Annotated in this window: 14 protein-coding genes and 1 tRNA gene; 10 read left to right on the top strand and 5 right to left on the bottom strand. The window is 53.6% G+C overall.

Annotated elements, in window-relative coordinates; translation table 11 throughout:
- Positions 1–166: 166 nt before the first annotated feature.
- On the bottom strand, positions 167–604 hold the full coding sequence (locus AC3CB2_RS07585; protein ID WP_008546731.1) for an outer membrane protein assembly factor BamE: 438 nt from the start codon (positions 602–604) through the stop codon (positions 167–169).
- Between the two features lie 127 nt (positions 605–731).
- On the opposite strand from AC3CB2_RS07585, the gene AC3CB2_RS07580 reads away from it, so the two are divergent.
- From AC3CB2_RS07580 to AC3CB2_RS07555, 6 genes are all read left to right on the top strand, one after another.
- Entirely contained in the window at positions 732–1,292 is a 561-nt protein-coding gene (locus tag AC3CB2_RS07580) for a ubiquinol-cytochrome C chaperone family protein (protein WP_075697056.1), read from the top strand.
- Positions 1,285–1,857, top strand: a complete 573-nt coding sequence (locus AC3CB2_RS07575) for a YceD family protein (protein WP_352929542.1) — start codon at positions 1,285–1,287, stop codon at positions 1,855–1,857. The genes AC3CB2_RS07580 and AC3CB2_RS07575 overlap by 8 nt, the downstream gene beginning before the upstream one ends.
- A 167-nt stretch (positions 1,858–2,024) precedes the next feature.
- Positions 2,025–3,074 (top strand): phosphate acyltransferase PlsX, encoded by a 1,050-nt coding sequence (gene plsX / locus AC3CB2_RS07570; protein WP_008546257.1) that lies wholly within the window; start codon positions 2,025–2,027, stop codon positions 3,072–3,074.
- Positions 3,075–3,084: 10 nt separating this feature from the next.
- Positions 3,085–4,062, top strand: coding sequence for a beta-ketoacyl-ACP synthase III (locus AC3CB2_RS07565; RefSeq protein WP_008546279.1), 978 nt, complete (start codon positions 3,085–3,087; stop codon positions 4,060–4,062).
- A 135-nt stretch (positions 4,063–4,197) separates the two neighbouring features.
- The gene (locus AC3CB2_RS07560; protein ID WP_008546564.1) at positions 4,198–4,509 is read left to right on the top strand and encodes an integration host factor subunit alpha; all 312 of its coding nucleotides are present in this window, start codon (positions 4,198–4,200) and stop codon (positions 4,507–4,509) included.
- Between the two features lie 41 nt (positions 4,510–4,550).
- Complete coding sequence (locus tag AC3CB2_RS07555; RefSeq protein WP_014286055.1) at positions 4,551–5,261, top strand: MerR family transcriptional regulator; 711 nt, start codon at positions 4,551–4,553, stop codon at positions 5,259–5,261.
- 66 nt (positions 5,262–5,327) lie between these two features.
- Here AC3CB2_RS07555 and AC3CB2_RS07550 read toward each other — a convergent pair whose 3' ends face one another.
- Positions 5,328–5,756 (bottom strand): Lrp/AsnC family transcriptional regulator, encoded by a 429-nt coding sequence (locus tag AC3CB2_RS07550; RefSeq protein WP_008546341.1) that lies wholly within the window; start codon positions 5,754–5,756, stop codon positions 5,328–5,330.
- Between the two features lie 139 nt (positions 5,757–5,895).
- Here AC3CB2_RS07550 and AC3CB2_RS07545 point away from each other — a divergent pair, with 139 nt between their 5' ends.
- The 4 genes from AC3CB2_RS07545 to AC3CB2_RS07530 all read left to right on the top strand — a co-directional run bounded on the left by AC3CB2_RS07545 (position 5,896) and on the right by AC3CB2_RS07530 (position 11,275).
- Positions 5,896–8,958: an aminotransferase class III-fold pyridoxal phosphate-dependent enzyme gene (locus AC3CB2_RS07545; RefSeq protein ID WP_352929549.1), complete on the top strand. Its 3,063-nt coding sequence runs from the start codon at positions 5,896–5,898 to the stop codon at positions 8,956–8,958.
- 258 nt (positions 8,959–9,216) lie between these two features.
- On the top strand, positions 9,217–9,522 hold the full coding sequence (locus AC3CB2_RS07540) for a nucleoside triphosphate pyrophosphohydrolase family protein (protein WP_008546976.1): 306 nt from the start codon (positions 9,217–9,219) through the stop codon (positions 9,520–9,522).
- A gap of 113 nt (positions 9,523–9,635) precedes the next feature.
- Positions 9,636–10,406, top strand: a complete 771-nt coding sequence (locus AC3CB2_RS07535) for a DUF2793 domain-containing protein (protein WP_352929552.1) — start codon at positions 9,636–9,638, stop codon at positions 10,404–10,406.
- Between the two features lie 92 nt (positions 10,407–10,498).
- Positions 10,499–11,275, top strand: coding sequence for a glycoside hydrolase family 108 protein (locus AC3CB2_RS07530; RefSeq protein ID WP_352929555.1), 777 nt, complete (start codon positions 10,499–10,501; stop codon positions 11,273–11,275).
- A 15-nt stretch (positions 11,276–11,290) separates the two neighbouring features.
- Here the strand turns inward: AC3CB2_RS07530 and AC3CB2_RS07525 are convergent.
- The 3 genes from AC3CB2_RS07525 to AC3CB2_RS07515 form a co-directional block, all read right to left on the bottom strand.
- Positions 11,291–11,367: transfer RNA gene (locus tag AC3CB2_RS07525), tRNA-Pro, on the bottom strand.
- Between the two features lie 139 nt (positions 11,368–11,506).
- Positions 11,507–12,775, bottom strand: coding sequence for an O-antigen ligase family protein (locus tag AC3CB2_RS07520; protein ID WP_352929558.1), 1,269 nt, complete (start codon positions 12,773–12,775; stop codon positions 11,507–11,509).
- Positions 12,772–14,331: an undecaprenyl-phosphate glucose phosphotransferase gene (locus AC3CB2_RS07515; RefSeq protein ID WP_352929561.1), complete on the bottom strand. Its 1,560-nt coding sequence runs from the start codon at positions 14,329–14,331 to the stop codon at positions 12,772–12,774. The genes AC3CB2_RS07520 and AC3CB2_RS07515 overlap by 4 nt, the downstream gene beginning before the upstream one ends.
- Between the last annotated feature and the right edge of the window lie 11 nt (positions 14,332–14,342).

The following is a 14,342-nucleotide window of genomic DNA, read 5'->3' as shown; positions in this document are numbered from 1 at the left end:
CTCAATACAGGATCACATGTAGCAAACCTCCAATAACACCGGCGTTATTTTAAGAGTGAAACTTAGAGTTTGGTGGGAACTGAAGTGCGGGCTTTTTTGCTGGAGTTTGCGCACAAAAAAACGGCGCCTGCGAGAGACGCCGTTTTTTCAATTGAATGCAGGCAGTTTAGAGGCCGATTGATGGGTTTGCAGCTCCACGCAGGATCTGCGTCAGGAGACCATAATCAGCACCGCCGGTGCGTGTTTTTCTGCCAAGGTAATCAAAGACCTTCCCGTCTTCGATGCCGTAGTCAGCAACAGATTTCACGTAACCATCTTTATCAAAGTAAACTGCGACAACGCGCTGATCCACGATGGATGGGGACCAGAATGCCACTGTTTCGCTCTTTTGAGAGATATAATAGTAAGCTTCACCGTCCAGATTAGATGTTGTGGACGGGCTACCAAGGAGAAGTTCAACCTGCTCACGGCTGGAACCGACCTGTACATCTTGAATTGCATCAGGTGAAACCACCTGGCCATGCGTTAGTGTCTGGGTGAAGCAGCCGGCAAGTGGCAGGCTCAAACAAGCAAGGAACACAGTACGGCGCGCAAATGCAAACATTCCAAACATCCTGTTGGCTTGCAAATGCTGGCAAAATACAGCAAGCAAGCGGTTTAGATTCAGACTTGTGCTTATGCCACCGACGTGGCAGGGACACAAGTAACTCGACAAGCGCAAGAGAGGTGCCATGATCTTCGGTTTTTTCCGTCGACGTAAAGACACATCCGTCAGAACAACTTACGAGCGGATCGTCGCGCAGGCACGACTACCAGTGTTTTATCAGCACTATGGTATACCTGATACGAGCGAAGGTCGCTTCGAGATGATTGTTTTGCACGCTTTTTGTGTCTTTCACCGGTTAAGAGGCGAAGATAAGGCGTCCCGAAAATTTGCACAGGCTGTATTCGATTATTTTTTTCAGGATATGGACCAGAGCATGCGCGAGCTGGGTATTGGTGATGAAGGCGTGCGCAAACGTGTCCGGATTATGGTCGAATCGTTTTATGGGCGTACCACCAGCTACATGCAGGCTTTGGAAAACAAGGACAATGCCGCTCTATTTGAGGCCTTTATGAGAAACATCTATGGGCAGAGCGGGGAAGCAGTTGCGATAAAGGCGCTGGTTCATTACATGCATGAAGCGGTGGAAGGCCTTGCTGCCCTTCCTACATCAGAAATTCTTGCGGGCGACGTCAAATTTGTGGCTCCAAAAACAGAACTTATAAGGGAAAGCGCCAGTAATGGCTGATACTGATTACCCGTGGGCTTATCAATTTGATGCGACGCGACTTGGTAACAAAACCAAGCATCTGAAACTCTCTTTGAATGAGAGTGAGCGGGCGCAAATCGCCAAGGCCTATGATCTGCTTGAGCTGCCGGAACTGGATGTGGACCTTGAGGTGCGCCCATGGCGCCGTGATGGATTGGCCGTGCGTGGCCACATTCGTGCCAAAGCCATCCAGCAATGTGTCGTGACACTCGAACCCGTTGATTGCATGATCGATGAAGAGTTCGACCGTACATTTTTGCCAGAGCAAGATTCCCGGGGGCGACGTCGCAGTGACGATGATACCTTGGAAGTAGATCTGGATATTGATGAGAGCGATCCACCGGACTATTTCGACGGGCCGCAGGTGGATCTCGGAGCGGTCATTTGTGAACATTTTGCTTTGGGTCTTGATCCATTCCCTCGGGCTGAAGGGGTTGAAATGGATGAGAAATATGCTCCGGACCCAGAGGAAGAACTAAAACAGGATGAAGAGCAAAAGCCTTCTCCCTTTGCTGCGCTAGAGGCCCTTAAAGGCAAAAAGTAATTCTTAGACTGCTGCAAAGGTTTTTTGGAGGTGGGTGTTGCGAGACGTTTATAATCGAGTATCTTCGCGACGCGCATTTCCACTGAACATAGGGAAAATGCTCTTAACTATTCCAAGGTCTGCCGATACAAGGGCAGACTTTGTTGGGACAAGGCAAGAAATTGGAAATGTCTGAAAAAATACGTATTTCTCTTGATGCTATGGGAGGGGATTACGGTGTTGAGGTGGTGTTGCCAGGTGCTGATCTGGTTTTGCAACGCTGCCCGAATATCGAGTTCCTGCTTTTCGGTGATGCCAAGGTCATCGAGCCAATGCTCGAGGAATACCCTCGTCTGAAACAGGCATCTGTCGTTCATCACTGTGATGTTTCCATTGGAATGGATGAAAAGCCCAGCCAGGCCCTTCGTAAGGGGCGCGGGAAGTCTTCCATGTGGAACTCCATTGCTGCGGTGAAGAACTCTGAGGCTCATGTTGCGGTTTCTGCCGGTAACACCGGCGCGCTGATGGCCATGTCCAAGTTCTGCCTGCGCACCATGTCTGGCATTGAGCGGCCTGCGATTGCTGCGATCTGGCCAACACTGCGCGGAGAATCCATCGTTCTTGATGTGGGTGCGACTATTGGTGCGGATGCTCAGCAGCTGATTGATTTTGCAATTCTGGGCGGCGCGATGGCGCGTTCTGTCCACGGTGTCAGCCAGCCTACAGTTGGCCTTCTCAACATTGGCGTTGAGGAAGTGAAGGGTGTTGAGGAAGTACGGACCGCGGGCAAGATGCTGCGTGACCTTTCTCCTCCAAACCTTGTTTACTCCGGCTTTGTTGAAGGTGATGACATCGGCAAGGGCACGGTTGACGTTGTGGTCACCGAAGGTTTTGCAGGTAATATTGCGCTCAAGACAGCGGAAGGCACAGCAAAACAGTTTGCTGGCTATCTGCGAGCTGCTATGAGTCGTACGCTCATGGCGAAGATTGGTTATCTTTTTGCACGCGGTGCGTTTGAACGTCTGCGCGCGAAGATGGACCCACGTAAAGTGAATGGCGGTGTGTTCCTCGGGCTGAATGGCATTGTGATCAAAAGCCATGGTGGAACAGATGCCGAAGGTTTTGCTGCTGCCGTTGAACTGGCCTACGATATGGCCAAGAATGAACTGATTAAAAAGATCTCTGACGATCTGGCAAACTACCATCGTGGTCGTTTCTCAGAGGCTGAAGAAAACTGAAGGGTTTAAAGTGAAGGCACTTCGCTCTGTATTTTTGGGCTGTGGCAGCTATCTGCCTGAGAAAGCACTTACTAACCAGCAGCTTACCGAGATTGTTGACACTTCGGATGAGTGGATCGTTCAGCGTACCGGGATCAAGAACCGTCACATTGCTGCAGAAGGCGAGTTTACCTCTCACCTTGCAGTGAATGCTGCCAAGGCTGCGCTAGAAAATGCCGGTGTTGATGCGCAGGACATCGATCTGATCGTTCTGGCAACTTCCACACCTGACAACACTTTCCCGGCAACGGCTGTTGCTGTTCAGGCTGCGCTTGGCATCAACCACGGTTTTGCGTTTGACGTTCAGGCTGTGTGCTCCGGCTTCGTTTATGCTGTGACCACTGCGGATGCCTATCTGCGTGGCGGTCTGGCAAAGCGTGCGCTTGTGATTGGCGCTGAGACTTTCTCCCGCATTCTGGACTGGGAAGACCGGACGACCTGCGTTCTGTTTGGCGATGGCGCTGGCGCTGTTGTGATGGAAGCGCAGGAAGGCGAGCCTTCCATTGACGAGAGCGGTGTTCTGACTTGTCAGCTGCGTTCTGATGGTCGTCATAAAGAGAAGCTTTACGTGGATGGTGGTCCTTCCACCACTGGCACAGCAGGTCATCTGCGTATGCAGGGCAAAGAAGTGTTCAAGCACGCGGTTGGCATGGTCACCGACGTGATTGAAGCTGCCTTTGATGCCACTGGCACATCTGCGGAAGATCTGGACTGGTTTGTTCCGCACCAGGCGAACCAGCGCATTATTGATGCGTCCGCCAAGAAACTCGGAATCGCTCCTGAAAAGGTAGTGAAAACAGTTTCCCAACACGGCAACACTTCAGCAGCATCGATTCCTTTGGCACTGGACAGCATTGTAAAAGCTGGCAAGGTCAAAAAGGGTGATCTGATCATGCTGGAAGCCATGGGTGGCGGCTTTACCTGGGGTTCAGTGCTCCTTAAGTGGTAAAAAGCAGCAAAAAACCCCAGAGGGTTGCAATTCTTAGCAAATGAGCTGTTGACCCTGACGCCGGTTGGCCATACCGTAACTTGTTGAAAGCAAGCTTTATTCTTACGGATCATGGCTTTACCGGAGGAGGGTGGAATGGGTAGTCACACTGTAACCCGCGCTGATTTATGTGAAGCGGTTTACCAGAAGGTCGGCCTATCTCGGACTGAATCTGCCGAACTCGTCGAGCAGGTGCTCGCAGAGATTTCTGCAAGCCTGGAAAATGGCGAGTCTGTCAAACTGTCTAGTTTTGGCTCTTTTGTTGTTCGCTCGAAAGGTGAACGCATTGGCCGTAACCCAAAAACAGGCGAGGAAGTTCCGATTTCTCCACGCCGGGTTATGGTGTTCAAGCCAAGCAATGTTCTTAAGCAGCGCATCAACGATGCACTGGTTGAGGGCGCCAGCTAATTTGCTGCCCCAAAAATAATAAGGTTTAGAGGGTCTGCATCGTGGAGAAGAGCGCCGACGCGTTCCGAACAATTAGTGAAGTAGCAAGCGAACTGGATCTGCCGCAGCATGTTCTGCGGTTCTGGGAAACTCGATTTACCCAGATCAGGCCTCTGAAACGAGGTGGTGGTCGCCGCTACTACAGACCTGACGACCTTGAGCTTTTGCGCGGTATCCGCCATTTGCTCTATGGGGAAGGCTATACGATTAAAGGCGTGCAACGTATTTTGCGAGAGCAAGGCGTGCGCGTCGTTATGGACGTTTGGAAAGAGGGCGGTGGCGTTGTCATCCCGACCTCATCCAGCGCTTCCACGCCTGTAGGCGTTGCTCCTGATCCATCCCAGGTTTCTGATCATTCTGTACGCAGTGCAGCGGAAGCTGCTGTGGCTCAGGCTGTGATGGCACCTGCGCAGGATGTTTATGAGCCTCAGGAAGATTGGGTTGCGGAGCGGCCTGCAGAAACACAGGCAGATCTTCCGCTTGAAAGTGAACCTGAGCCACAAATGCCGCTACCATCTGGTTTGTTGCCAGATGATGAACCAGAGGCGGGTGGCAAAGGGGGGCATGGTGCCTTTGGCTTCATGGACCGTCTGATGGGTTCTGAAAAGGAAGAGGCTGCTGCACCTGGTCTTTCCAAAGACGATGTGGACCGTCTGCAGTCCACGCTGTTTGAGCTGCTGGAATGTAAGCGTATGCTGGATCAGGCACGCTAGTCAGGTCGATCTGATTTCAAGGTTTAGGGCGTTCACTGTTTCATGCAGTCGGCGCCCTTTGTCGTTTCAGGTGCGCTGAAACTCATCCCGCAAAATGACAGTGGTTGTCAGGTCCTTCACACCATCAGTGGAGGCGATTGCATCGCGCACGTTGTTGAGCACTTCCATGGATGGGGCAACCACCTCAACCACCAGATCCAGCTCACCACTGACAGAACTAACCCGCTTCACTTCCGGGAAAGCAGCCAGCACGTCCAGAATTTCGCGCATGGGTGTGCGGGAGAGGCGGATGAAGAGGAAGGCGGAGATGTGGGTTGGATCGAGACCGCCGATGTCTGCTCTGTAGCCGCGGATTGTACCGTTATTCTCCAGCCGGGTTATGCGCTCGCTGGTGGCGCTGCGGGACAGGTTGATGCGCGCAGCCAGTGTTTTGATCGGAATGCGGGCTTCTTTGGAGAGGATCGCGATGATCTCGCGGTCGGTGGCGTCGAGCATTGGTGGTCCTTAAAGCGGGCTTTCAGGAAGAGTGCCGTTAAAATACTTATTAATCGCGACATAGTGTCGGCGCAACTGACATAAAGTCGGTATTCTGAAATATCAGGGTGGGATATATTCGGGCCAACCGGAGAGACCCATGACTGATATTAGCCATCCCGCCCCGAATTTTGACCGTGAAACCATTGCTGAGTTGCTGAGTAAGCATTGGGAGCTGAAAGGTACCTTGTCGCCGCTGGAAAGTGAGCGCGACCAGAACCATCGCCTTGATGCGGAGGATGGAACGCGCTGGACTGTAAAGATCGTCAATTCCAGCGAGCCTGAGGCAGAGACTGGCTTTCAGACGGCTATGCTGCAGCATCTTGCTGTTTCTGCGCCAGAGCTGCCAATGCCGCGACTGCGCCTGACAAATGACGGCGGTGCCACGCAAAGTGTCGTTGGGTCAGATGGAGCACAGCATGCAATGCGCGTGGTTTCGTGGGTGACGGGCGTGCCGCTGGCTGAAACCAAGCGGGAGGAGGGCGTTGTTGCCAGCCTTGGCACTTTGCTTGGCAAGATGGACAAAGCGCTTCGCGGGTTCGTGCATCCGGGAGCTCTGCGCAGTTTTGAATGGGATCTTCGTGCGGCTGGTGATGCGCGTGATCGGTTGACCGCCATTGGCGATCCTGATCGCCGGCGTATTGTGGAGTACTTCAGTGAGCGCTTTGATCGTCTGGTTGCTCCCAAGCTCGCAGGCCTACGGGCAGCTGTCATTCACAATGACGCTAATGACTGGAATGTGCTGGTCGATCCTGATGATCATTCCCGTGTGTGCGGTCTGATTGATTTCGGGGACAGCTTGCACACGCCGGTGATTGCGGAAGTTGCGATTGCGGCGGCCTATACGATTATGGAGGTGGCTGATCCGATTGGTTCTGCAGCGGATCTGGCTGCGGCTTATCATGCGGAGTATCCGTTGGAAGAGGGGGAGGTTGATCTTCTCTTTGACCTGATTGCCATGCGGCTTGTGACCAGTGTGAGCCTTTCTGCGCTTCGGAAAGACGAGACTGAAGACAATCCTTATCTGGCAGTCAGTGAAGCGCCAGCATGGAACCTGCTCTACAAACTTTACAGCATGAAGCCAGCGTTTGCGACGGCAATCCTGCGCAAGGCCTGCGGGTTTGAGGCGGTGCCGGGCGCGCGGAGAGTTGCTGAGTTCTGTGCGAAGAACCGCAACTCCTTTGCTGGTCTGTTTGAGCGTCATCCAAAGTTGATGTCCAAGGCCATGGTGCCCTATGGAGATCCTCAAAATGAGATGACTGTGAAGTCCCGGGATCGCCAGCCGGAAGCTGCGCAGGAGTGGTGGGAAGATTATTGTGAAGCTCACAATGTGGAGCTGGGCATCGGCCCATGGGGTGAAAGTCGCAGTGTTTATTCCTCCGACTTTTTTGAGAGCCGCTTTATCGAAGGTGAGCGCCGCCGTAATCACCTAGGGTTTGATCTGTTCCTTCCATCTGGCACCCGCGTTCGTGCGCCTATGGATGGCAAGGTCCGTTCTGTTGTGATTGAGACCGATCCGCTTGGCTATGGCTGCATGATTGCGCTGGACCATGAGACGGACTGCGGACAGCCCTTTGTGAGCCTGTGGGGACATATGGCGCATGAGGCGGCCAGCCGATTAAAGACGGGCGATGTCGTTAAAGCTGGTGAGACGGTCGGGTATCTTGGCGCTGAAGATGAGAATGGCGGCTGGGCACCTCATCTGCACTTGCAGCTTTCAGCGGATGTTTCTTTGAGCGCTGAGGAGATCCTTGGTGTTGGGGAGGAAAAGTATCTTGATGTGTGGGCGGATCTGTTCCCATCCGCAATTGATTTTGCCGGACTTCCTCAAGAGACATTGGGCAGTGACGGGCGTTCTATTGATGAGATTGTGTCGTCGCGCCGCCAGAACCTGCTGCCGAACCTTTCCATCTCCTACAGCGAGCCGATCAAGTTTGTGCGGGGTGAAGGCGCCTATCTGATTGACCATCGCGGACGAGCATATCTGGATTGCTTCAACAATGTTTGTCATCTGGGGCATGCACATCCGGAGGTGGTTGAGGCGCTTTCTCATCAGGCAGGCCTGCTGAATACCAATACACGTTATCTACATGACAACATCGTGGAGTACTCCGAACGGCTGACGGCTACATTGCCGGATGATCTGGCTGTTGCGTCTTTTGTGTGTACGGGCAGTGAGGCGAACAGCCTGATGATCCGTATGGCCGAAGCGCATACGGGCCGCCGGGATGCGGTGGTTTTGGACTGGGCTTATCATGGCACTACACCTGAGCTGATTGCGCTGAGCCCTTACAAATACAAGCGCAATGGCGGGAAGGGACGGCCCGACCACGTGTTTGAGGCTGCCATTCCTGATGCTTATCGCGCTCCTGCAGACTGGGCACCTGAAGAGATCACTGCGCGTTATGTGCAGAGCGTAGCTGAGCAGCTGGATCTGATGAGGAAACAAGGTCGTGCACCAGCTTTCTTCATTGCTGAATCAATTCCAAGTGTGGCTGGTCAGGTGTTCATGCCGGACGGATATCTGGATGAGGTTTACAAGCTGATCCGCGCTGAGGGTGGTTTGTGTGTGGCTGATGAGGTGCAGGTTGGCTTTGGCCGGGTTGGTTCTCACTGGTGGGCTTTTGAAACCCAGGGTGTGACGCCTGATGTTGTGACCATGGGCAAGCCTATTGGTAACGGTCATCCTATGGCCGCTCTCGTTACCACGCGCGAGGTGGCGAAGAGCTTCAACAACGGTATGGAGTACTTCAACACGTTTGGCGGCAATCCGGTTTCCTGCGCGGTTGGGCTTTCTGTTCTCAATGTTATTGAGCGGGATGGACTGCGTGAGAATGCTCGTGTGGTTGGCGACTATATTCTATCTGGCTTCCGCAAGATGATGGAGAAGTATGAGTTCATTGGCGATGTGCGCGGCATGGGCTTGTTCCTTGGTGTGGAGCTTGTGAAAGACCGCAAAACCAAGGAGCCTGCAACGGATATGGCCAAGCGTGTAGCGAACCGTGCCAAGGATCTGGGCATCTTGATGGGCACTGAAGGGCCCTATGACAATGTGTTGAAGATGCGCCCACCGATGATTTTTTCTAAGGAAAATGCGGATTACTTGCTGGACGTGCTCGATCAGGCCATGAATGAGTCCGTTTCGGCTCTGGAAACCATGTAAACTATCAAAAAAGGGCCAAAGTCTGGCCTTTTTTACCTGAAGAATAGGCGGGGACAGGAGGTTGTCTCCGCTTTTTCTTTTTCCTGAGGGCTAACTGGATAGGGGTAAGCGTGAGTTCATTTCATGTTCAATGTCCGGAGGCGTCGCTCAAGATCGCAACATACTGAGTGCTCCGGTTTGGTGTTTCGGGTTTGTTTTCAATTGGGTTGGCTTACCAATCTTGCGGGAACAGGCCCCAGAGTTTGAAGGTGGGCGAACATGGTAACCATTGAAAGCAGTGCAAGCATTACCGCCTGGGGTGAGAGAACCTTTGGTCAGGTGGCTGATCTGAATGCATTGATTGAGCGGGCGCGAGAAGAGCTGGCAGCTCTGCAAATGGCAGTCGAAAGCGGTGACAGTGCGCGTGATGTTGCAGCTGATGCTGCTGAAATTGCTATTCTTTTGCATCGCCTCGTTGGTCTGCATGGTGCCGAGCTTTCCTTTGCTGTTGATGAAAAAATGGCACGTAACCGCACCCGCATCTGGTCACTGGCTGGTGATGGTACCGGTCGTCATGTCGCTTAAGGCATCAGCCTAAGCCGCCGGCTGACAGGCCTTACGGTTTCATCAAGACTTATCCCCCTCGCTGCGCTGAATGATACGCTTTTGCGTAGGCTAGGCGATCTATGGGGATCTTGATGAGTGAATGGACGACACATTTAAAGCTGCCGGTTCTGGCAGCTGCTCAAGCACAAAAGCATGTGACACATAACGAGGCCTTGGCGCTCGTTGATCTGGTGGTGCAGCTTGCTGTTGTTTCCGACAGCGTGAGCGCGCCTCCTGCGGACCCTGATGAGGGGGAGCGCTATATCGTACCTGCTGGTGCCACGGGCACCTTTGCTGGGCATGAGTACACAATCGCAGCCTTTGACGGTGGTGTCTGGCGCTTTCTGGCACCTGTTGAGGGCTGGGCTGCCTGGGTGCAAAGCCTGGGTGCCATGCGTGTTTATTCCGGCGGTGGCTGGGTAGGGTTCTCTTCCGTTACAGGACTAGGCGTTGATAGCACTACAGGCGGTGCCGCATTTCAGCAGGAAACGACGGTGCTTAGCGAAAGTGCGCATAAGGCACAGAGCCAGTTCGTGACCGTTGATGAACTGATTACTCTTTCCGGTAGCTATACCGACAGCACTCTTCACATTCCCTCCCGAGCAATCGTCTTTTGCGTTTCTACGCGTGTGACAGAGGCCATCACCGGCGCGAGTTCCTATGATTGTGGGATCGCGGATGAGACCAGCAAGTTTGGTGGTTCGCTGGGAGTGACTGCTGGCTCAAACAATGCCGGGGTGATTGGGCCGACAGCGTTCTATGCAGATACGCCTGTTCGAGTCACGGCGAATGGAGGCGCCTTCACTGGCGGGAAGCTCAGGCTTTCCTTGCATTACTTCCTGCCGGTCGTGCCGCAGAGCTGATCATATCTATTTGAATTTTCTGAGGCCGCTTCTGCGGTCTTTTTTGTGTTCCGATGGAGGCCTCAAGCCTCCTTTTTTGTTGGGAGATGCTGATGAAGTTTACGTTTGACCTGATTATCGCTGATTTGCTTCACACTGAAGGTGGGTTTGCCCATCGCAACCGCAAAGCGGATCCGGGAGGGCCAACACATTACGGGATCACGCAGGGCACATTGAGTGCGTGGCGGGAACGAAAGGTAAGTGTGGAAGAAGTTCAGGCGCTGAGTCAGTCTGAGGCTGTCGAGATCTATCGGGCGCAGTATTGGGATGCTGTGCAAGGGGATCGTTTGCCGGTTGGTCTGGATTATGCGCTTTTTGACTTTGCGGTTAATTCCGGTCCTGCGCGGGCCGTGAAGACACTTCAGACGATCCTTGGGGTGGGTGTTGATGGTGTGATTGGCTTGAAGACGCTTGCTGCGATCAAGCAACGTCCTGTGGTTTATCTGGTGAATGAGCTTTCGGCTCGAAGGTTGGCTTTTATGAAGCGGTTGCGGAACTGGCCTTACAACAAGAACGGTTGGTCTCGCCGGGTGCGGGAGGTGCAGGAAAAGTCGCTCAAGCTTATGGAAGATCGTGGCAAGCACAAACAAACAGTGCCAGTTCTGGATGGGTTTGATCGCGGGCAGGGGGCAAAAGCGCTGGGGCAGGAGACTGGTGCGATCAATGCATTGATGACACCGGAAGGTTTGAGCAAAGCTGCGGCGGCTGTTTCTGGCTTGGCAGGAATGCTTGCTGGCTCTGGCCCCGTACAATGGGCGTTTGCTCTTTCACTGCTGATTGGCGTGGGTGTAGGTGGCTATCTGCTGGTGCAGAGAACACGGGAAGCCTGAGGAGTAGAAGAAAAATGGTCGGGTAGGCCGGATTTGAACCGACGACCCCTTCACCCCCAGTGAAGTGCGCTACCAGGCTGCGCTACTACCCGAACCTATGAGGATACTTGCGCCTGGATGCGGGGACCGCACATGCAAGTATTCCTATTTCAGGAGTAGCCTTAACGGCTTATCCTTACAACTTTCCTACCTAATTCAGGTTGTCTGATCAAGGATCAAATGCGGCTGGCGTTATTGTGCTGGTGGAAAACGCCTGTAGCGGGAAATGCCGGATTCCGCTGCAATGATGGCCCACAGGATGCCGAGCAGCAGGAAGTAGTGGCGCCAGTGGTCACTGTCAATAATGAAGCTAACACAAGCGTGTAGCAGGAATGCAACGTAGGTGCAGACGATGTATTTCTGCCATGGACGTGGTTTGAAAACCAGTGGCAAAGCTTTGATCAGTGTCCAGAAAACGAGCGTTACATAGGAGAGGCCACCAAGCCACCCGTAGGTTGTAAAGGCCTTCAGATAGGCGTTGTGCTCATCCTCCGGGAAGATGGAGTTAAACCCACCAACACCAAGGCCAAATGGACGTTCTGTGACAAGCGTGAAACCTTCTCCCCAGCGGCCAAAACGGCCCAGACGAGCACCGTCGTAGTCCTGCACGAGCTTGGCGCGGAGAGTGAACATCTCCGAGATCGATTCAATGGAAAGGATTGCCAAAAGCGCCACAATAAGGCCGATACCTGCGAGGCCAAGTATGCCGAGGAGTTTCAACCGTGGCACTGAACGACGCTCGTTGATGAAGACGAGCAGGAAGACCATGAGTGCGCCGCCGAGCGTCATGCCCCAGGCTGCGCGGGAGAAGGAGAGGAAAGCGCCGAGCAACAAGACTAGCAAGATGCCTGCTTTGAGGATGTTCTCCTTCAGGGGTTTGGTCAGGATGTCGTAGGTGATCAGCAGCGTCGGCAGCAGCAGGAACGGACCGTAGACGTTTGGGTCTTTGAAGGTACCTTTGGCGCGGCCATACAGGGTGAACTGGTCATACGCTCCGGGGAAGGCGTTGAAGTATCCAGCAAGGGCCAGCAGCGTCGCAAATAGGGCTGCGAGCATGTATCCCTTCTCAATCGCCTCAATCCGCTCGATTTTTGCGGAGAGTGTTGCTGCGTAGAGGAAAGACGAGAAGGCTAGGAAGACCGTGACTGCGTAGAAGATGACAGCTTCTTTGGTGTCTGCCGCCGCAGGCAAAGCCATGATGCCGCCTACGATATAGAAACACAGTAGGATCAGAAGCGGCAGGATGTCTTTACGCAGTTCCAATCCAAAGAAGGACCAGCCCACCAGCAAGAGTGCGATGAGCAGGTCATATGGAGCCGGTTCTATGATGACGAGCGCGCTCACGGACGCGGTCAGAAACAACAGCGCGCGGGCAATTGTTTCTGTGCCGATCGTCAGAGGCACGTGCCAGAAGGGGCGCGTGCGTCCGATACCATCGTGAGGGCGCGATAGGTCGGTCAATATGCGTTTTCCGTTTCCAGAAGGCAGAACGGTGTTTTAATCAAGATATAAAGATCAAAGAAAACAGACCAGTTCTCGATATAATAAATGTCGCATTCGACACGTTTCTGGATCTTGTCTTCTGTGTCTGTCTCTCCGCGCCAACCTTTGATCTGCGCCCAACCTGTCACGCCTGGCTTCACTTTGTGGCGTGCAAAGTACCCATCCACCACATTTTCATAGAGGCGGTTTTCGGCCTTTGCGGAAAGGGCATGAGGGCGTGGGCCGACCAGTGACAGCTGACCCATCAGCACGTTGATGAGCTGCGGAAGTTCATCGATGGATGTCTTGCGGATGATACGGCCAACCTTGGTGACGCGTGGATCGCCTTTGGTCACCAGTTTGGAGGCGTTCGCGTCAGTCATGTCGTGATACATGGAACGGAATTTAAAGACGTCGATCAGCTCGTTGTTAAAGCCATAGCGCTTCTGGCGGAAGATGACCGGTCCAGAACTGTCCAGCTTGATCAGCAGTGCCGTGATCAGCATGACAGGGGAGAGGGCGATCAGCGACAGGCTGGCAAAGAAGATGTCGAATGCCCGTTTGGCGATGGTGTCCCAATCCGCAATTGGCTTTTCCAGAACATCGACGAATGGCACGGTGCCAACGAAGGACGATGCTCTTTGACGGAAGCGGAGTTTATCTGCGTGTGCGGATAGGCGGATATCAACCGGCAGCACCCAGAGTTTCTCCAGTAGCTGAATGATGCGCTTTTCTGCACGGATCGGGATTGTCACCAGCAGCATGTCGATCTGCGCGATGCGGGCAAACTCCACCAGATCAGAAACGTTGCCGAGCTTCTGATAGCCGGCGACGCTCGGTGGGGAGCGGTCGTTGGAACGATCATCAAAGATGCCGCAGATTTCGATGTCATTGTTTGGCTGGCGCTCCAGCTCTGCAATAAGGTCAGCAGCTGCTTGTCCGCCGCCCACCAGAACTGCTCGGCGGCTCAGGCGGCCCATGCGTGTCCAGCGCACGATGAAACCGCGCATGACCATTCTGAAGATGGTCAGGACAGCAGCGCCGCTGACAAACCACTTCAGCAAGAACGCCTGCGGAATTTCTGCGGAAGGCAGGATCAGAAGCAGAGATGTGATCAGAGCGGCGAACACAAGCGCCCATGCTGTGATCAGCCGCATAACTTGCGCAACCACCTTTTGCAGGGCGTTGGCCTGATAAAGGTCTGCCATCTGAAACAGCATAATGCCGATCATGGAGGCTTCGAACAGCGCAAAGATCTGCCAAAGAGGCGGGATGTCCAAGGCTGCTCCGCTTAAGTATGCGACAATCCCCGTGATGACGATCAAGGCCGCGTCTGCGGTGCGCATGAAGCCATCAAAAACGGATTTGGAGATGGTGTTGGTGCGCAGGGTTGCAGCCACCTCCAATGCATCCTTGGAAAGATTGCTGATTGTGACGTCTTCGTTGTGCGTCGCAGATGCTAGGTGACCGTCTGTCGTGGTTTTGTCGTCAGGTGACGGGCCACTCTCAATTACATTGAAGCGATGTTTGACCATGTTGCCGTGCG

The sequence above is a fragment of the Pseudovibrio sp. SCP20 genome (assembly GCF_057774105.1).
Note: the sequence above shows the minus strand (reverse complement) of the source record. Positions and strands in the feature narration are given on the sequence as shown.